Source organism: Methylobacterium sp. Leaf87 (assembly GCF_001422775.1).
Lineage (GTDB): Bacteria > Pseudomonadota > Alphaproteobacteria > Rhizobiales > Beijerinckiaceae > Methylobacterium.
Genome location: NZ_LMMI01000060.1, coordinates 44,918 through 64,157, shown reverse-complemented (window position 1 = coordinate 64,157; position 19,240 = coordinate 44,918). Strand labels below are relative to the sequence as shown.

Genomic DNA, 19,240 nt, shown 5'->3' with positions numbered 1-19,240 from the left:
CCGATCGTGGGATGAGGAACGGCGTTGGAACAGGCCCTACTGAGATGGATCGGCGACATGCTGTCGATCCGGTCCGAAGTCTTCGCCGTCCTCGGGCTCGGCCTGTCCGTCGTCGTGACCATGCATGTGCTGCTGCGCAAGCGCGAGGTCGGGGGCGCCATCGGCTGGATCGGCCTCGCCTGGCTCTCACCGATGTTCGGGGCCGGGCTCTACGTCCTGTTCGGCGTCAACCGGGTGACCCGCCGGGCGCACAAGCTGCGCATCCGGCCCACACAAGCCGCCGGGTCCGCCGTCTCGTCCGACGACGATCCGACACCGCCGCCTCTGCCCCAAGCCTTCCGGCCCCTCGACCACGCCGTACGGCTGATCACCCGGCTGCCCCTGCGGCCTGGCAATTCCGTCACCGTGCTGCGCAACGGCGACGCCGCCTATCCGGTCATGCTGGCGGAGATCGCCGCGGCTCGGGCCTCGGTGGCGCTCTCGAGCTACATCTTCCGCGACGACGCGACGGGCCGGGCCTTCTGCGACGCCCTCATCGAGGCGCATGGACGCGGCATCGCCGTTCGGGTGATCATCGACGGCATCGGCGGCGGCTACTTTCCACCCGGCATCACCCGGCGCCTGCAACGGGCCGGCGTGCCGGCGGGCCGATTCATGCACTCGGCCCTGCCTTGGCGCATGCCGTTCCTCAACATGCGGACCCACAAGAAGCTCCTCATCCTCGATGGCCGGACCGCCTTCACCGGCGGCCTCAACATCGCCGACGGCAACCGGGTTTCGCAGGCCCCGCCCCATCCGATCCGCGACACGCATTTCCGTCTCGAAGGGCCGGTGGTCGACCAGCTGGCGGCGGCGTTCGCCAGCGACTGGATCTTCGTGGCGGGCGAGGACCTGACCGGCGAGGCATGGTTCCCACGCCTCGCACCGGCCGGTACCATCCCGGCGCGGGTCGTCACCTCGGGACCGGACGCGGACCTGCGCAAGATCGAGCTCGTGATCCTCCAGGCCGTGGCCTGCGCCACACGCAGCATCCGCCTCTCGACACCCTACTTCCTACCGAACGAGATCCTGACCAGCGCCCTCTGCCTCGCGGCCAACCGGGGCATCCGCGTCGACATCGTCATCCCGAAGGTCAGCGACCACCGCTTCGTGGATTGGGCGACGCGGGCGCATGTCGATCCGCTCTTGCGCAGCGGGGTCCGGATCTGGCTCGACGCACCGCCCTTCGACCATTCGAAGCTCCTCGTCGTGGACGGGACGTGGTGCTTCATCGGCTCGGCCAACTGGGACATGCGCAGCTTTCGCCTCAACTTCGAGGTGAACGTCGAGCTGTACGATCCCGATCTCGCGGAGGCCCTCGACGCCATCATGCGCGCCAAGATGGAGGTCCGCCTCACGCGCGAGCATCTGGCTGCGCGCGCCTTGCCCGTGCGGCTGCGGGATGCGGGCGTCCGGTTGGCCCTGCCGTACCTGTGATCCAGCCTGGCTAGGGCCGGCGCGCGCGGCCCCTGAGGGACGCCGAGATCCGCATCGCGAAACGATCGAACGAGCTCCGTGCGGCGTCGCGGTCCGGCCGCCGCGCCTGCAGGGGGGTGGGCGACAGGTGGACGATGATGGGGCGGTGGTCCGAGGGGCCGCGCGGCAGGACCGCCGAGGCGTGGCAGGTGAGCCCACGCACGAGGCAGCGGTCGAGTCGCAAGGGAACCAGTCGAGCCATCGCATGGGTCGGAAGGCGCGGCCCGACATCCCGGAACCCGGCCAGCATGGGCGGGCCGACGAGGTTGTAGTCGCCGATCACCGCCGCGCAATCCGGTAGGTTCTCGGCGATCCGGCGCAACTGACGCCGGTTCAGCATCTGTCCGTGGGAGAGGTGCACATTGGCGACGCCGAACCCGCCGAGGTCGAGGATCTGGCAGACCCGGTCGAACATCGCCCCCGACGGCAGTTCGACGATGGTCGGTGGAGCGAGGAACGGCGTCGGGCTCCAAAGAGCCGGTCCATGGATTCGGCCCGGCAGGGGTGCCCAAGCATAATCCCCCCCCAGCCGGTCCTTCAGCCCGGCGATCTCCTTCGTAGCCTCCTGCATGAGCACGAGGTCGGGTTTCTCGCGCTCGATCAGGGTGGCGAGCACGGCGACGTTGGCCCCCGTGCGCCGCAGGAGATTCCAGCTCAGGATCTTACGCAAGCCGGGCCGATCGACCATCGGACTGGGATGGTCGGGGCGGCGCAGGGCGCGCTGCGCGAGGCGACGATCGTTGAGCATGGCGCCTTAACTGGACCGGGGCGTGACTTTGGGAAGGTGGCGCGCCGGTTCGACGGCCACACCGAGGCCTCAGCGTGCCTTGAGCACAGCCCGGCACGCCGCCGGCAGCGCCGCCATGGTCATCGGCGGCCTGGGCTTACCGGGCTTCGTCGATTTCGGCGGGTTCAGCACTGCGTCGCTGAACCAGTAGGCGAGCTCCTCGCCGCAGCCGTCGCCGCCGGGCGGTGGGGCCTGGTCGCCGCACTGGTCCTGCCCCGCCGGGCAGGCGAGGCGGATGTGGTAGTGGTAGTTGTGCCCGTACATGGGCCGCACCTTGGACAGCCAGGCACGGTCGCCACCGGCCTCGCGGCACAGGGCCTTCTTGATCGCCGGATTGACGAACAGGCGCGCCACCTCGGGCTGCTGCGCCGTGAGGCGGATGAGCTTTAGGTGCTCGGGCGCCCACACCCCTGGGTCGATGTCGAGGCGGTCGGCCCGGACGACGTTGGTGGCGGAGGTCTCTTCGCGCTCGCGCCGGCTCATGCGGTGGTCCGGCATCGGGGTCAGCCAGATGTCGGCATCGAGACCGAGCTGGTGCGAGGCGTGGCCGGTCAGCATCGGGCCGCCGCGCGGCTGCGACATGTCGCCGACGAGGAGGCCGGGCCAGCCGACCCGCGGCGCCTTGGCGGCCAGCCGCTCCAGGAAGTCCACCAGGGGCGGGGTGCCCCACATGCGATTGCGCGACAGGCGCATCACCTGCCAGGTCGGCCCGTCCACCGCCAGGGCTTCGCCACCCGAGAAACAGCCCTTGGCATAGGAGCCGTACGCATGCGCGGGGCCGGGCGCCGGCGATGTCGCCCGGCCGAACAGGGCCTTGGCGGGGGTGCCGGGCGCGTCGGGATCGGCGAGGGGCGGCAGGGGCTTCGGGTCGAGGGTTCCCCGATCCTGAGCCTGCGCGGCCGTGCCGAGGGCGAGGATCGCGAGGGTCGCGAGGCGGATCGGACGAAGGGACCGGCGAAGGGACAGGGGCTTACGCTCCAGGCACGGGAATGAAGGGTGGGTTCGCGAGGCTAGCCCATCGGCGGCGGCGGCGCGACCGCGTGTGCGCGACAAAACCTTCGGCGCGCCGCGGCACGCGGGCCGGAAACCGACATCCGACCGAGGGGCGGCGCGGGACGTTCACTCGGCGGGCGCGACGGCGATGCGGATCGTATCGGCCTCGGCCCCGCTCACCACGATGGTGATGGGCACGGCGCCGAGCTGGAAGCGAACGCTCTTGGCGAGGACCGCGCAACCCGGTCGCATGGTGTGGGCCACCGGAGACCGCGGGGTCTTGCCATCCTGGCTGACATCGATCCAGGCGCGGTCGGACAAGGTGACCTGATACAGGCCCGGCGTGACCGGAGCCGGAACGGTCAGCACGCCGCCATAGGTCCCGGGCTTCGCTTCGCGGGAGGGCGGAAACGGCGGTACGACCTCCGCCTGCGGCTTCAGACCGAGCAGGGCGCCCGGCATCCCCACCGGCAGGGTGCCGCCGCTCGCCACCTGCGGCAGGCCGGGCGCCGCGAACCACGCCTGCTCGCGCAGGAGCGCCCAGTCGAAGCCCGTGCAGGCCGCCGAATCGGCCGAGGCGCCGGGTGGTACTTCGGCGGACCGGGCCGGCTCCTGTGCCTCGGCGGTGCCCGCTGCGAGGAGCAGGACGGCGGCGGCGATGCGCATCCGCCTCAAACCGACGCCACGGACAGATTCGTCCGGGTGCCGATCTGGTTCTCCGGAATATCGCATTCACCAAGCCCCATGAATCCCGGCCTCCGCCCGCCGGCCCAGGTCCGACGTTTCCCACGCGAGACCGCCTGCCCACGCGAGACTGCCGCGAGGGCCGGCACGGCACAAGCCCGCGACCGACGTCAGCCCTCGCCGTCCGTTTCCCGTTCGGTTTCCTCCTCGGAGATCAGCCGGCGCACGCCCCAGGCTCCCAGGGCCGCATTGAGATCGTCGAGCACGAAGTGGCGCGCGCTGTCGCGATCGTAGCCGTCGTCCAGGAGGGCATCGTAGTCGGTGAAGACGTGCCGGCCATAGGCCAAGAGGCAGAGCCAAGCGGCCGTCTCCGGAGCCGCCCCGCGCAGACCGGGACTCGCCAGTGCCCGGTCGAGGATCGCGCCGGCCTCGAATTCGGGCAGGCGGGGCGCGAGGCGCAGCAGGGCGGCCGCCACCGCCTCGCGCCGGTTCAAGTGCCGGTCCATGAAGTACTCCAGGAACCAGTCCGTGGGGCGCTCGCCCGGTTCACCACTCGTGGTGCCCGGCGATGGTTCGGTCGGTGAGGGCCATGAGCAGACCCGAGACCACGAAGACCATGTGAATGCCCACCAGCCAGTACAAGTCGCGATCGCTCATCGCCTTCAGGTCCATGAACGCCTTCAGCAGCGAGATCGCCGAGATGGCCACGATGGAGGAGACGAGCTTCAGCTTGAGCCCGGTGAAGTCGATGGTGCCCATCCAGGCGGGCCAGTCCTTGTGGTCCGCATGGTCGAGCTTCGAGACGAAGTTCTCGTAGCCGGAGAACATGACGATGATGAGCAGCGAGGCCGTCAGCGAGAGGTCGACCATGGTCGGGACGCCGAGCACCACCTGCGATTCGGTGGCGTCCCACATGTGCAGGACGAAATGGGCCAGCTCCTGGAGGAGCTTGACCAGCAACACCACGATGCCGATGCCGAGGGCCGCGTAGAACGGGGCGAGAAGCCACCGGCTCGCGAACCGCACCCGCTCGAAGATCCGCTCCACCATCCGTGCTCGTCCCCGCCGCGATCGAGCCGGGCATGTGGCATGGGGGTAAGGACCCGGCAAGCCTGCCGCGCCGGCAGCGGATCGCCGGGGGCCGTGGGAAGCGGACCGGGCCAGCACAAGCCCTGGCCCGGCCTTCGCTTGCCCCAACGCGAAAACCCGGGCGCGTGAAACATTTTGTAGTGAAGTGTTCGATAATGATATTGATAGAGGTGACAGTTCGCCCGTTTCGGGACTGGAACGTGCGCCATTGCGAGCGGACGCACGCGTGACACAGGAATCCTCCGTTCTCGTCATCTCGGACCGCCCGGAGCAGGCGGGTCTCCTCGTGCAGGCGATCGACACCGTCGTCGCCTGCCGGCAGATCGCGGCCGGGGCGGGAATGCCGGCGCAGCGCCCCCTGCTCGCGGTGGTGGACGTCAGCCGCGATGAGGCGGCGGCCGAGGCCTGGGTCGCCCGCCTGCATGGCCTGCGTATCCCGAGCCTGCAACTCGCCCTCCAGCCCATGACGACGCGCCCGGCCCCGACGCGGTTCCTGCCCACCGACACGCCGCGCAAGACCGTGCTCGCGGCGGTCTTCAGTCTCATGGATGTCGTCCAGACCGCCCGGACACGGGCTTTCGACCGCACGGCCCGCTTTACCGCCAAGGCCGATCTGGCCAATCGCGCCGTGGGCGAGGCCTTCGATGCGGCACGCCGCGGTGAAGCCGTCTCCCCTGCCGCCGTCGATGCCGGCACCGAGGTGATCCTCGAAACGATCTCCGAATGCGGCATCCGGACCTGGCTCGAGGTCATCGGCAGTTACGACCAGCAACTCTACCAGCACTCCCTGAGCGTGGCCGGCTATGCCGCCGCCTTCGCGGGCGGGTTGAAGCTCGCCCGGGCCGACCAGATGCGTCTGGCCCGCGCCGCCCTGCTGCACGATATCGGAAAATCACGGATCCCCCTGGCGATCCTCAACAAGCCCGGCCGGCTCAGCCCCGACGAGATGGCGGTGATGCGCACCCATCCCTCCGTCGGCGCCAATCTCCTGGAAGCGCAGGGGGGGTTCGACGCGAACATGCTCGCCGTGGTGCGACACCACCACGAGATGCTCGACGGCAGCGGGTATCCGGACGGCCTGTCGGCGCACGAGATTCCCGACCTCGTGCGCCTCGTCACCATCTGCGACATCCATTCCGCCCTGACGGAGCGGCGGGCCTACCGCGATCCGCTGCCTCACGAGGAGGCGCACGAGATCATGCGGGACATGGGTCCGAAACTCGACGTCGACCTCCTGCGCGCCTTCCGCAGCGCCGTCGTCGCGCCCCTCGCGAAAGTGCCGGCCACGTGAGGGGCCGCGCCCTCGCGCGGGTTGACCGATCGGACCGCGAGCGCGTACGGAACACGCTGCCGTGGGAGGATCACAGTAAGCCATGAGGCAGAAAGCGTATTCATTCTTCTCGATACGCTCGCGACGTATTCAAAAGCTGTTCGATCCCGGCTATTATACTGCCCAGTACCCTGATGTCAGCGATTACGGCGGTGGCCCGCTGGATCATTATCTCCGGCACGGATTCCGCGAGGGCCGCGACCCGGCGCCGAACTTCTCGACCCTGTACTACAAGGACAGGTACCTCAAGACCGCCGGGATCGAGCGGAACCCCCTCGAAGCCCATGTCGAGTCGGGGGCGGCCCGTGCCGGCCGACAGACCTGGCCGGCAACGCCCGAGGCGTTCCACGCCGTGCAAGCCGATGTGGTCCGCCCCTATTTCGACGCGCGGTACTACGGCTCGCTCACGGGTATCGTCGATCCCGAAACGGCCCTCCTCGATTATCTGGCGGCGGGGTGGCGGCGGGGCCTCGACCCGCGCCCGGATTTCGACGGGACCGCCTATCTCCACGCCCACCCGCAGGTCCGCCTGCTGAACGTCAGTCCCTTCTATCATTACGTCTCGACGAATACGGCACCGGCCTTCGGGCAGGCCCATGGCGACCGGACCCCCCTCTCCGACATCGTCGCGGCCATTCGACCGGAGTTCGATGCCGCCCATTACCGGGCGAGCTACGCCGACGTGGCGGCCTCGGGGATGGACCCCGCGACCCACTATGCCAGCCACGGCTGGAAGGAGGGCCGCGATCCGACGGAGCTGTTCTGGACATCGTACTACGTCAGGACCAATCCCGATCTGATCCTCAGCGGCACCAATCCGTTCTTCCACTACCTGCGCTTCGGCCGGGCGGAGGGGCGCAAGCCCAACCCCCTCGGCAACACCAAGTGGCCACCGACCCGGGCACCCAGTGCCGCCGAATGGGATGCGGTCCCGGCCGCCGCCGCCCTCGACGCCGCCCGGGTCGTCGTGGTGGTGCCGGTCTACAAGGGCTACGACGAGACCTTGCGCGCGCTCCACGCGGTGCTGGCGGAGCCGCAGGCGGCGCCCTTCGCTCTCCTCGTGCTCAACGACCGCAGTCCCGATGCGCCCCTGACGGATGCCTTGCGGGCGCTCGCTGCGCGGGGCCTGTTCACCTACTACGAGAACCCAACCAACCTCGGCTTCGTCGGCACCATCAACCGCGCCCTCGACATGACGGGCGCGCGGGACGTGATCCTGCTCAACAGCGATACCATCGTGTTCGGCGACTGGATCGACCGCCTGCTCGCCCATGCGGCGCGCGATCCACGGGTCGGCACGATCACGCCGTTTTCCAACAACGCGACGATCTGCAGCTATCCCGATTCCGACCGCAACAACACGGTTGCCCTTGAACTCTCGCCCCGGGCCCTCGACGCAGGGGCGGCGGCCGCCAATGCGGGCCGCTGGGTCGAGGTGCCGACGGGTGTCGGCTTCTGCTTCTACATGCGCGGATCGCTCATCGTGCAGCTCGGCCCCCTCGACGCGGACGCCTTCGGCAAGGGCTACGGCGAAGAGAACGATTACTGCATGCGCGTCCTCAAGGCGGGCCGACGCAACATCCTCGCGGCGGACGTGTTCGTCTATCATTCGGGCAAGGTGTCGTTCTCGGAGGTCTACGATTCCGAGTATACGCAGGGCCAGGCCGCGCTGCTTGCCAAGCACCCCGATTATACCCTGCGCATCGAGCGCTTCGTCGCCACCGATCCGGCCGCCGACGTGCGTCTCAACCTGGATCTCTACCGTCTAGCGCGGGCGGCGGGACCGCGCGCCGCGGTGTTCGTCGTCCACGCCAAGGGTGGGGGCGCCTCGGTCCATGCCGATCACCTCGCCGGGCGCCTCGCCGACGAGGGGGTCCGCGTCGTCACCCTCACGGTGACCGAGGGAGCCTACGTCGAGGTCGGGCTTTTCGGCGCGGAAGGCCCCTACACCCCATCCCTGCGCGCCTTGTCGGTGCACGACGACTACCGCATCCTTGCGCGATTCCTTTCCTGGCTTGGCCCGCTCTTCATTCAGGTTCACTCGTTCTACGGCCTCGACGGGACGGCCGTACCCGTCCTGATGGACCTGATCGAGGCCGCCCCCGGGCAGACCGTCGTCACCCTGCACGATTACTCCAGCGTCTGCCTGCGCAACCATCTCGTGACCCGCGAGGGGCTGTATTGCGGATTGCCGGGCGGGCGCCCCTGCGCCGATTGCGATTGCGCCGAAGCCAGACCGGGCCAGGACCGGATGGCACGCTACGGCGCGTTCTACCGAGCGGCCAACCGTCTCCTCGCCCCGTCGCAGGATGTCGCGACCCGTATCGAAGCGATCTTCGGGCCGCTCGCCATCACGGTCGCCCCCCATGAGGAAGATCTGCCCACGCCTGCCCCGCGCGCGGCACCGCGCGGTGGTTCCGTCCGCCGGATCGGGGTGCTCGGCGCCATCGGCGCGCACAAGGGATCGAACGTGATCCATGCTCTGGCCCGCGACGCCAGACGGCGAGGTCTCGCCATCGACTTCACCATCGTCGGCTATTCCGACATTCCGCAGAAGATGGACGCCATCGGCATCGCCGAGACGGGGCGCTACGCGGGCAGCGAGGAAGCCCTGGCCCTTCTCGCCCAGCACGAGATCGACCTGATCCTGATCCCATCGATCTGGCCGGAAACCTACTGCTACACCCTGTCCATCGCCTTGGTCTCGGGACTTCCCGTAGCGGTGTTCGACCTTGGTGCGCCGGCCGACCGCCTGCGCGCCGCGGGCGCCGGCCATTGCCTCGATCCCGCCCTCGCCAACGATCCAGGCCGGCTCAACGATTGCCTGCTGTCCCTCGATCTCTCCGATACTTCGTCGGCAAAAGTGCCGACCAACATCAGATTTGCCAGCTATCGGTCCCTGCTGCGGGACTATTATTCGGTCACCGGGGACGATAAGGCTGCGCCACCGCCGAGGGCGAAGGACATCACCGCATGAAGATCGCCATGATCGGCGCCGGATATGTCGGGCTCGTCTCCGGGGCCTGTTTTGCCGATTTCGGCCATACCGTGTGCTGCGTCGACACCGATCCGGCCAAGATCCTCGCCCTCGAGGCCGGGCGCATCCCGATCTTCGAGCCGGGCCTCGACGCCCTCGTGGCCGACAACGTCCGCCACAACCGGCTGACCTTCGCAACGGATGTCGCGCAGGCCGTGGCCCAGGCAGAGGTGGTGTTCATCGCCGTCGGCACGCCGTCCCGGCGCGGCGACGGTTTCGCCGATCTGTCCTACGTTCACGCCGCCGCCCGCGACATCGCCGGCTCGCTCTCCGGCTACACCGTGGTGGTGACGAAATCGACGGTGCCAGTGGGAACCGGCGACGAGGTCGAACGCATCATCCGCGAAGCTCGGCCCGACGCCGCGTTCGCCGTTGTCTCCAACCCGGAATTCCTCCGCGAGGGCGCGGCGATCTCGGATTTCAAGCGGCCCGACCGCATCGTCATCGGCGCCGAGGACGAACGCGCGGCATCGGTGATGCGCGAAGTCTACCGGCCGCTCTACCTCAACCAGGCCCCGATCCTCGTCACCGGCCGGCGGACAGCCGAGCTGACGAAATACGCCGCCAACGCGTTCCTGGCCACCAAGATCACCTTCATCAACGAGATCGCGGATCTCTGCGAGCAGGTGGGCGCCAATGTGCAGGAGGTCGCGCGCGGCATCGGTCTCGACAACCGCATCGGCGGCAAATTCCTGCATGCCGGGCCGGGCTACGGCGGCTCGTGCTTCCCGAAGGATACCCTGGCGCTGGTCAAGACCGCGCAGGATTGCGGCACCCCCCTGCGCCTCGTCGAAGCCGTCGTGTCCGTCAACGACCAGCGCAAGCGCGCCATGGCCCGCAAGATCGCGACCGCCTGCGGCGGTTCCGTGCGCGGCAAGACCATCGCGCTCCTCGGGCTGACCTTCAAGCCCAATACCGACGACATGCGCGACGCGCCCTCCCTCGCCATCGTCGCCGGGTTGCAGGATGGCGGCGCCAGGGTCAGGGCCTACGATCCGGAAGGCATGGCGGGCGCCCGCGCGCTGATGCCCGACATCGCCTACGCCGAGGATCCCTACGCTTGCGCGGCCGGAGCGGACGCCCTCGTCATCGTGACGGAGTGGAACGCGTTTCGCGCCCTCGACTGGGCCCTGCTCTCCGAGCGCATGCCCGGCCGCACGGTGGTCGATCTGCGCAACGTCTACCGACCGGACGATGTCGCTCGGCACGGTTTCCGCTACGTCGGGATTGGCGTGCCCGGCGCCGAGGCCGCCACCGGTCCCTGACGGTCTTTCGGACAATACCCCATGTGCGGCATCGCCGGGATCGCCGATCCACGCCTCTCGCCCGGCCGCCTCGCGGATGAAGCCGGCCGCATGGCCGATGCGCTCAGCCATCGTGGGCCGGACGGACGGGGTGTGTGGGGCGAGGGTGGCGTCGCGCTCGGCCATCGGCGCCTCGCCATCCGCGATCTCAGCCCCGCCGGGGCCCAGCCCATGCCCTCGCGCGACGGTCGCTGGGTGCTGACCTACAATGGCGAACTCTACGGAACGCACGACGCGCGTGCCGCGCTGGCCTCGGCCGGACATGCCTTCGCCGGGCAATCCGACACCGAGATCCTCGTCGAACTCATCGCCCGGCACGGCGTCGCCGGAGCCCTCGCCGGGGTCGAGGGCATCTTCGCCTTCGCGGCCTACGACCGGGCGGAGGGCTGCCTCTGGCTCGCCCGCGACCGGATGGGGGTGAAGCCGCTGTTCTACGCGGCCACGGGCGAGCGCCTGCTGTTCGGCTCGACCCTGGCGGCCCTGACGGCCTGCGAGGCTGCGGATTTCACCATCGATCCAGCGGCCGTGTCGAGCCTGCTGCGCCACGGCTACGTGCCGGCACCGGGGTCGATCTATCTCGGCGTCAGGAAGCTCGAACCCGGTCACCTGCTCTCATGGCGTCCCGGCGAGGGGCCCTCCGTCGCTCCCTATTGGAGCCTCGACGCGGTCATCGCGGCCGGTCGCGCCGATCCGTTCGCGGGCTCGGACGCCGACGCCATCGAGACACTCGAAGGCCTGCTCACCGGTGCCGTGCGTCGCCAGATGGCCAGCGACGTGCCGCTCGGTGCCTTCCTGTCGGGGGGCATCGATTCCTCCCTCGTCGCCGCCCTCATGGTCGGCGCCCGAGGGGCGCCCAGAACCTTCGCGGCGGGCTTTACCGACGATCCCCGTTTCGACGAGAGCGGCCACGCGGCGGCCGTCGCCCGCCATCTCGGTACGGACCACACCACCATCCCGGTGCGCGAGGCCGACGCCCTCGCCCTCGTCGCCCGCCTGCCGGAGATCTACGACGAGCCCCTGGCCGATCCCTCGGGCCTGCCCACCGCCCTCCTCTGCGCCGCGACCCGGCGAGCGGGCCTCACCGTCGCCCTATCGGGGGATGGCGGCGACGAGCTGTTCGCCGGCTATGACCGCTACGCCCTGGCCACCCGCTTCGCCGATCGCATCGAACCAATTCCGAGGTTCCTGCGGCGAGCGGCGGCCGGGGCCGCCGGGCGGATACCGCAGGCCGCCCTGGCCCTCGCCGCGCGCGCCCTTCCCCCTCCGTGGGGCGGCCCCGACGCCCCCGACCGCCTGCGCAAGGCCGCCGCACAGCTGCCCGGCGACGGCTTCGCCTTCTATAGCCGGCTTCTCACCCTCGATCCGGACGCCCGCACTCTGGCGAATGGCGTGTCCGGTGTCCCGAGTCCGATGGACTGGCCCGGCGCGGGCTCGCTCCTCGACCGGATGCGCCGCCTCGACACCCTCGCCTACCTGCCCGACGATGTGCTGACCAAGGTCGACCGCGCCAGCATGGCGGCGGGGCTCGAGGCCCGGGTGCCCCTCCTCGACCGTTCGGTGGTCGAATTCGCGTGGCGCCTGCCGCCGCACCTCCTCGTGCGCGATGGCCGCCGCAAATGGCTCTTGCGCGAGGTGCTCGCCCGGCACGTGCCCCGCATCCTTTTCGAGCGGCCGAAGCAGGGCTTCGCTCCGCCGCTGGCCTCCTGGCTGCGCGGCCCCTTGCGGGCCTATGCCGGAGACCTTCTGCTGAGTCCCGACCTCGGCGGCGGACTTCTCGACCGAGCACGGGTGCGCGCCCTGTTCGCGGAGCATCAGACGGGCACCCGCAACCATGCCGTCGGCCTCTGGCCGATCCTCGCCTTCGAGGCATGGCGGCTGGCGTCGGGCGCGCGCCCGGCCCACAAGGACGGATAGCGGAACGAGCGGGGATCGCCATGGGCGAGCGGATCACCATCACGGCCGGGGACGGCACGCAGGCGGTCATCGCCACACACGGCGCCGAGCCGGTCTCCTGGCATGTCGGCGGCACCGAGTACCTCTGGAGCGGCGACCCGGCCCACTGGGATCGCCACGCCCCCTGGCTCTTTCCCGTGGTCGGCGCCTCGACCAACGGGGCGGTGACGGTGGCGGGCCAATCCTACCCCATGGCCCAGCACGGCTTTGCCCGCGATCTGCCCTTCACGGTTCTGGAGCGCACGGACGACAGCGTGACCCTGCGCCTCGAGGAGAGCGCGGCGACGCTCACGCATTATCCGTTCCCGTTTCGCCTGGACATCACCGCCCGGGTCGGCCCCGGCATCCTCGACTTCGAGATCTGGATCGAGAACACCGGCCCGGCACCGATGCCCTACGCACTCGGCTTCCACCCGGCCTTTCCGTGGCCCTTCGCCGGCGGCGAGCGGGCGGCGGACGGTGGCTACCGCGTCGATTTCCAGAATCCCGAGCGCCCCCTGGTGCCGGAGGTCGGCGCGGGCGGCCTGCTCCTGCGCAAGGAGCGGGCGATCCCCCTCCAGGCCGCGACCCTGCCCCTCGCCCCTGACCTGTTCACCGAGGCCCTGGTGCTGCGCGACGCCGCCAGCGAATGGATGCGGTTCAGCGCGCCCGACGGCAGCGCAATCCGTATGGAAGTCTCGGATTTCCCGCATCTCGCCGTGTGGACGAAACCGACCGCGCCGTTCCTGTCCCTCGAATGCTGGACCGGTCATGCCGATTGGGCCGGCTATGCCGGAGAACTGGCGCGCCGCGACTCCCAGCGCCTCCTGGCACCGAAGGGCCGGACCCGGCACGGCGTCACCCTGACCCGCGAGGCCACCGCATGACCCCGTTCTCCACAGAGGCCTGGGCCGCCAATGCGACGGCCTACGAGACGATCCGCACCATGCCGTTCAACGCCGAGCTCGCCGCCGGAACCTTGAGCCGGGCCCGGTTCACCCATTACATCGTCCAGGACGCGCATTATCTCATGGGTTTCGGTCGGGCTCTCGCCCTCGCCGCCGCCAAGGCGCCGCATCCCGACCGCATCGTCCAGTTCGCCCGCGCCGCCGAGACCGCCATCGTGGTCGAGCGTGCCCTGCATGGCGGGTTCTTTCGCGATTACGGCATCCAACCCGAGACCTTCGCGGCGACGCCCCTGTCGCCGCCCTGCGATCACTACGTCTCCTACCTGCTCGCCACCGCTTACGCCGAACCCTACGAAGTGGTGCTCGGCGCGCTCCTGCCGTGCTTCTGGATCTATGCCGAGGTCGGCAAGGATATCTTTTCCCGGGCCGGGGCCGACAACCCGTATCGGGCCTGGATCGATACTTATGCGGGCGAGGAGTTCGGCGAGGCGGTGGCCGCGATGATCGCCGCCACCGACGAGGCGGCGGTCGACGCCTCGCCGAAGATCCTGGCCCGCATGCACCACGCCTACGCCCAGGCGACCCGCCTCGAATGGCTGTTCTGGGACGGGGCCTACCGCGAGGCGGTCTGGCCGGTCTGAACCGAATCGTATCTCAGGCGATGGAGCGCAGCACGCCGCCATCGACCCGCAGGGCGGCACCGCTCGTGGCGCTCGCCGCCGGGCTGCAGACGTACGCAACCATGTTGGCGACTTCGTCCACCGTGGCGAGGCGGCCGATGAGGGAGGTCGGGCGATGCTCCCTGACGAAAGCACGGCCCAGCGCATCGAGGTCTGCTTCGCCTGAGCCCGGCGCCATCGCCTTCATGAAGTCGGCGACGCCTTCCGACAGGGTCGGGCCGGGCAGGACACTGTTCACCGTGACACCGGTGCCGGAGACGGTCTCGGCCAAGCCTCGCGAAATCGCGAGCTGGGCCGTCTTCGTCATCCCGTAATGGACCATTTCCACGGGGATGTTCAGAGCGGATTCGGAGGCGATGAACACCACCCGCCCCCAGCCGCGGGTCACCATGCGGGGGGTATAGGCGCGCGACAGGCGAACGCCACTCATCACGTTGGTGTCGAAGAAGCGTTGCCAATCCTCGTCCGGTATCTCGAAGAACGGCTTCGGCTCGAAGATGCCGGTGTTGTTGACGAGGATGTCCACATCCGGGAGGCCCGCGACGAGGCGGTTGGCTCCATCCGCCGTCGAAATGTCGCCCGGGGCCGCGATGAAGGCGTGGGTTCCGGTCTCGGCCTTCAGACGCGTGATCGCGGCAGCGACGCGGTCCTGGGCCCGCCCGTTGATGGCGACAGTGGCACCGAGTTCCGCGAGGGCCTTGGCGATGGCGTAGCCGATGCCACCGGTCGAGCCGGTGACGAGTGCGCGCTTTCCGGTCAGATCCAAGTTCATGGCAGGTGTCCTTGCTTAGGAGGATGCCGGGTCAACGCACGAAGGTGGTGGTGTGTGCGGGAGTGGGCGTCATCGGCACGGCGGCCATGCACGGATCGGGGACGGGAGTGTTTCACATGAAACACTCTGTTGACCATACGGGCTTCACTCGCTGCGTTGGCGCCTCAGAACGCTCGCGATGGCCCCGAAGGCAGCCAGTCCGGCCGCACACCAGAGGGCCGTCGTCACGGCATCCGCGGCTCCACCATGAAACACGCCGAAGACCACAGCGACACCGGCCGCGCCCAGGGATTGCCCGGTCAAGCGCGCCGTCGATTGCATGCCGCTGGCGCCTCCGCTGCGATCGCGTGGAGCGCTGGTGATGATGATGCGGTTGTTGGGTGACTGGAACAGACCAAAACCGAGACCGCACAGGGTGAGGCGCCAACCGATATCGAGGGCGCTGGGATCGGCCGGCAACAGGGCGACGGCGACGAGGCCGGCGGCCAGGATCGCGAGACCGATCCCTCCCAACAGGCCGGGCGCGTAGCGATCGGACAGGCGGCCCGACAGCGGCGCCACGATCGCGATCGCAATGGGCCAGGGCGTCATCAGGAAGCCGGTCGTGGTTTCCGAGAAGCGCATCACATCCTGAAAGTAGAACGGCAGGGCGACGTAGGCCATCATCTGCGCTCCGAACGCCGCGATGGAGGTCGCCATCGACAGGGCAAAGGCCGGAATGCGCAGGAGGTCGACGGGCAGGAGCGGTGCCGGGAGACGCAGCTGGTGGCGGACGAACACGGCTCCAATCGCCAGGGCGGCGGCGATCTCGGCCAGGGCGAGCCAATGCCCGCCCGGCTCACCGAGCCCGTCGACGCCGATGATCAGGAGGCCGAAGGTGAGCGCGTTGAGTACCGCGCTGCGATAATCGAACCGCGCGCCACTGCGCGGCGTCGCCGGCAGGGTGCGGGCCCCCACCGCCAGGGCGACGAGACCCACCGGCAGGTTGACGAGGAACAGCCACGGCCAGCTCGCCACGGACAGGATGGCGGCGCCGACCGTCGGCCCGGCGGCGGACGCCATCGCCACCACGAGGGCGACGTTGCCGACGCCGCGCCCGATGAGCTTGTGCGGATAGATGAACCGGACCAGCGCGATGTTGACGCTCATGATCCCGGCTGCACCCAGTCCCTGGGTGATCCGGGCGGCGACCAGCAGCGGCAGGGATGGCGCGAAGGCGCAGGCGACGGATGCGAGGGTGAACACCACCAGCCCCGACAGGTAGACCCGGCGATACCCGAGGATGTCGCCGAGGGACGCCAGGGGCAGCAGCGCGGCCGTGACCGCGATCTGGAAGGCGTTGACCACGAAGATCGCCGCCGAAGGGTCGACCTTGAGATCCCGGGCCATCACCGGCAGCGCGACGTTGACGATGGCGCCGTCGAGCACCGCCATGGTCATGGCGAGCCCGATGGCGAGGAGTGCCAGCATGCGCGCGCGCACGGGCAAACCGTCTTGGGTCGGATCCGGGGGAAGCGCCACGAGGACGGGATTCGGAGCCGGCTCGGTCATGTGCGCACCCGTGACGGTTCCCCATCCGGTGACAAGTGCTCTATGTCACCTCGCAACGATCCCGCCGCGGATGACATTCGTCCCGGTCGCCTCAGAGGTCAGCCGAATGCGCGCGTCCACGTTCCTCGTCGCCTGCGGACTCGCCCTCGGCCTCGCGGGCACGCCCCTGCCTGCGCTTGCCGCCGACGAGCCCCTCGGGATCGCCCTGGAAGGCTTCGCCTATCCCTACCCGGTCTTCTACCTCGCCCTGACTCGGGACGGCGAAGCGCAGCGTCTCGCCTACATGGACGTGCCGGCGGGCGGCACGCCCAACGGGCGCACGGTCCTGTTGCTGCACGGGCGCAACTTTCCGTCGAGCTATTGGGAGACCGTGATCGCGGCCCTGACGGCGGCGGGCTACCGCGTGGTGGCACCGGACCAGCTCGGATTCGGCAAGTCGTCGAAGCCGGTCGGCCCGTTCACGTTCGATACCCTGGCGGCCGACACGACGGCGCTCCTCGATGCCCTCGGCCTGCCCCGTGTCGATGTGGTGGCCCACTCCATGGGCGGAATGCTCGCCGTGCGTCTCGCCCGCACCGCGCCCGAACGCGTCAACAGCCTCGTGCTGGAGGCGCCCATCGGCCTGGAAGATTATCGCTTCACCGTTCCGCCGGTGCCGACCGAGCGCCTCCTGCGCATCGAGGCCGATGTGACCGCTGATGTCTATCGCCGCCAACTCATGGCGAGCTACAGCCTGTCCCTGCCGGAGGCGGCCATCGAGCCGTTCGTCTCCCTACGCGAGCGGGTGAAGGGCTCGGGCGAATATCCGCGCTGGCTGCGGTCGTTCGTGAATTCCTACCAGATGATCTGGGGCCAACCCGTGGTCCACGAGATTCCATTGGTGCGGGCGCCGACCCTGTTCGTGATGGGCGAGAGGGACCGAAACGCGCCGGGCCGCGCCTTCGCACCGGAACCCCTGCGCGCCAGCATGGGCGACAACGCCGCGCACGCTCAGGCACTCGCGGTGCGGATGCCCGACGGCCGAGCCGAAGTCTTTCCGGGCATCGGGCATCTCGTCCACATGGAAGCCCCGTCGCGCTTCAACGCGACGGTGCTGGACTTCCTCGACGGGCACTGAGCCTCGCCGGGTGCCGACCCTCAGGTCAGCACCACCACGCGGCTGCCGATCTCGACGCGGCCGTAGAGGTCGATCACGTCCTGGTTGATCATGCGGATGCAGCCCGACGACACGCTGCGACCGATGGATTCCGGCTCGAGGGTGCCGTGGATGCGGTAGAGCGTGTCCTTGTTGTCCTGCCACAGGTAATGCGCCCGGGCGCCCAAGGGATTGCGCGAGCCACCGGGAACGCCGAGCCCGCTCTGGAGCTGGCTCACCTGCCGGGCGAGCTTGGGCGTGCGGGCGATCATCTCCTTCGGGGGATACCAGTCCGGCCACATCTGCTTGGAGTTCACCGTCGAGACGCCCGACCACGAGAAGCCCTGCTTGCCCACACCGACGCCGTAGCGTCGGGCGCGGCCGTTGGCCTGGACCAGGGTGAGGTGATGGGCGCGCGGATCGACCACGATGGTGCCGGCAGGCTCGCGGCCCGTATAGGCGATCTCCTGGCGCAGAAAGGCCGGGTTGGCCTTGCGCCAGTTGAAGGCGTTGACCGGGAACGGCTCGTCGGTGATCGCCGCGTAGGCGCGGGCGTGGTCGATGGGACCGTCATCCACGGGGCGGCTGGCCTGGGTCGGCTGCGTCGGCTGGCCCGGCGCCGGACGACGGCGCAGGTCGGGCTCCTCGTAAGCCGGATCGACGGGCTCGCGGCGCGCGGCGCGCGGGTCCACCCCGCGCTCCGAATAGGGCTCGTATCGTCCGCCGCGGCGCCGGTAGAGACGTCCGTCCTCGTCGCGGTAGAGGCGCTCGTCGTCGAAGGGGAGATCCCCATCGATTCCGTCGTCGAAGAACCGCCCACGTCCCTGCGCGAGGGCACCGCCCGGCCCCGCGAGGAGGGCGAGGCTCGTGGCGGCACCCGTGAGAAGGATGCGGCGGGTCGGAGGGGCTGTACGGGACATCGGGTCGCTCGGGCCGTCTTCTTGGGTTTGGGGGAGGCCGGCCGACCGCGAGGCTTTGGCTCGCCCCGGGGTCAGGCCTGACTTCGAAAGGCTTGGGCGTGGGCCTAGCAAGACCGGACGCCCACGTCACGCCGTGCAGATGACTTATCAGCTCTGCGTCCCGCGTTCGGGCAAGTTTCGACCGGCGGACGAATACCGTTCTGAGCGCAGTCTTCACCATATCGATGCAAATCGCCGGATCCGGCGATTGCCCAGAGCTTTGCCATTGCCACGAGCTTGGCCGTTGCGACATAGACGTGGAAGGCCATCCCCGACGCGGTCCCTCCGGACCCTCGCGCGACGGGCCGTCTCCCATGATGGATCACTCCCCGTGCCGGCCTTTGCGCGCCTTCTGCTCTCCTTCCTCGCTCTCTTTGGCGTCCTCCTCGGCACCTTGCCGGCCGAGGCGGCTGGGCCGGGCCGAAATGATCCCCCGGCAGGCCCCGCCCGCCCGGATGGGCCGAGCACCGCATGGACCTCGGCCGAGCCGGAACCCCTGGCCTGCACCCAGGCCCGGCGTAAGCTGTGGCGGGCGGGCGAAGGCTGGACGGTGCGGACCGTCAC

16 protein-coding genes are annotated in these 19,240 nt (G+C 69.5%); 8 read left to right on the top strand and 8 right to left on the bottom strand.

Annotated features, from left to right (window positions below):
* The first annotated feature begins 24 nt into the window (after positions 1-24).
* Complete coding sequence (locus ASF22_RS21190; protein ID WP_056268048.1) at positions 25-1,476, top strand: phospholipase D-like domain-containing protein; 1,452 nt, start codon at positions 25-27, stop codon at positions 1,474-1,476.
* Positions 1,477-1,486: 10 nt separating this feature from the next.
* Here ASF22_RS21190 and ASF22_RS21185 read toward each other — a convergent pair whose 3' ends face one another.
* The 5 genes from ASF22_RS21185 to ASF22_RS21165 form a co-directional block, all read right to left on the bottom strand.
* Entirely contained in the window at positions 1,487-2,203 is a 717-nt protein-coding gene (locus ASF22_RS21185; RefSeq protein ID WP_156467524.1) for an endonuclease/exonuclease/phosphatase family protein, read from the bottom strand.
* A gap of 129 nt (positions 2,204-2,332) precedes the next feature.
* Entirely contained in the window at positions 2,333-3,241 is a 909-nt protein-coding gene (gene mepA, locus ASF22_RS21180) for a penicillin-insensitive murein endopeptidase (RefSeq protein WP_156467525.1), read from the bottom strand.
* A gap of 180 nt (positions 3,242-3,421) precedes the next feature.
* Entirely contained in the window at positions 3,422-3,961 is a 540-nt protein-coding gene (locus tag ASF22_RS21175) for a hypothetical protein (RefSeq protein WP_056268046.1), read from the bottom strand.
* A gap of 188 nt (positions 3,962-4,149) precedes the next feature.
* Complete coding sequence (locus ASF22_RS21170; RefSeq protein ID WP_056268043.1) at positions 4,150-4,485, bottom strand: DUF2293 domain-containing protein; 336 nt, start codon at positions 4,483-4,485, stop codon at positions 4,150-4,152.
* Positions 4,486-4,525: 40 nt separating this feature from the next.
* Positions 4,526-5,029: a TIGR00645 family protein gene (locus ASF22_RS21165; RefSeq protein ID WP_056268040.1), complete on the bottom strand. Its 504-nt coding sequence runs from the start codon at positions 5,027-5,029 to the stop codon at positions 4,526-4,528.
* 265 nt (positions 5,030-5,294) lie between these two features.
* On the opposite strand from ASF22_RS21165, the gene ASF22_RS21160 reads away from it, so the two are divergent.
* The 6 genes from ASF22_RS21160 to ASF22_RS21135 all read left to right on the top strand — a co-directional run bounded on the left by ASF22_RS21160 (position 5,295) and on the right by ASF22_RS21135 (position 14,220).
* On the top strand, positions 5,295-6,359 hold the full coding sequence (locus tag ASF22_RS21160; RefSeq protein ID WP_056268037.1) for an HD domain-containing phosphohydrolase: 1,065 nt from the start codon (positions 5,295-5,297) through the stop codon (positions 6,357-6,359).
* 82 nt (positions 6,360-6,441) lie between these two features.
* Positions 6,442-9,375 carry a glycosyltransferase gene (locus ASF22_RS21155; protein WP_056268035.1) on the top strand — a complete coding sequence of 978 codons (2,934 nt, stop codon included), beginning with the start codon at positions 6,442-6,444 and terminating at the stop codon, positions 9,373-9,375.
* Positions 9,372-10,700 carry a UDP-glucose/GDP-mannose dehydrogenase family protein gene (locus tag ASF22_RS21150; RefSeq protein WP_056176613.1) on the top strand — a complete coding sequence of 443 codons (1,329 nt, stop codon included), beginning with the start codon at positions 9,372-9,374 and terminating at the stop codon, positions 10,698-10,700. The genes ASF22_RS21155 and ASF22_RS21150 overlap by 4 nt, the downstream gene beginning before the upstream one ends.
* Before the next feature lie 21 nt (positions 10,701-10,721).
* Positions 10,722-12,653, top strand: coding sequence for an asparagine synthase (glutamine-hydrolyzing) (asnB, locus tag ASF22_RS21145; RefSeq protein WP_056268031.1), 1,932 nt, complete (start codon positions 10,722-10,724; stop codon positions 12,651-12,653).
* Between the two features lie 20 nt (positions 12,654-12,673).
* Entirely contained in the window at positions 12,674-13,558 is an 885-nt protein-coding gene (locus tag ASF22_RS21140) for an aldose 1-epimerase family protein (protein ID WP_056268028.1), read from the top strand.
* Positions 13,555-14,220 (top strand): TenA family protein, encoded by a 666-nt coding sequence (locus tag ASF22_RS21135; protein WP_056268026.1) that lies wholly within the window; start codon positions 13,555-13,557, stop codon positions 14,218-14,220. Before ASF22_RS21140 ends, ASF22_RS21135 begins: the two co-directional genes overlap by 4 nt.
* A 13-nt stretch (positions 14,221-14,233) precedes the next feature.
* Here the strand turns inward: ASF22_RS21135 and ASF22_RS21130 are convergent, their stop codons facing one another.
* Both ASF22_RS21130 and ASF22_RS21125 read right to left on the bottom strand, forming a co-directional pair.
* Entirely contained in the window at positions 14,234-15,031 is a 798-nt protein-coding gene (locus ASF22_RS21130) for an SDR family NAD(P)-dependent oxidoreductase (RefSeq protein WP_056268023.1), read from the bottom strand.
* Between the two features lie 144 nt (positions 15,032-15,175).
* The gene (locus ASF22_RS21125; RefSeq protein ID WP_056268020.1) at positions 15,176-16,582 is read right to left on the bottom strand and encodes an MFS transporter; all 1,407 of its coding nucleotides are present in this window, start codon (positions 16,580-16,582) and stop codon (positions 15,176-15,178) included.
* Positions 16,583-16,688: 106 nt separating this feature from the next.
* On the opposite strand from ASF22_RS21125, the gene ASF22_RS21120 reads away from it, so the two are divergent.
* The gene (locus tag ASF22_RS21120) at positions 16,689-17,699 is read left to right on the top strand and encodes an alpha/beta fold hydrolase (protein WP_056268017.1); all 1,011 of its coding nucleotides are present in this window, start codon (positions 16,689-16,691) and stop codon (positions 17,697-17,699) included.
* A gap of 20 nt (positions 17,700-17,719) precedes the next feature.
* On the opposite strand, the gene ASF22_RS21115 is transcribed toward ASF22_RS21120, so the two are convergent.
* The gene (locus ASF22_RS21115; RefSeq protein WP_056176585.1) at positions 17,720-18,637 is read right to left on the bottom strand and encodes a L,D-transpeptidase; all 918 of its coding nucleotides are present in this window, start codon (positions 18,635-18,637) and stop codon (positions 17,720-17,722) included.
* Positions 18,638-19,240: the final 603 nt, after the last annotated feature.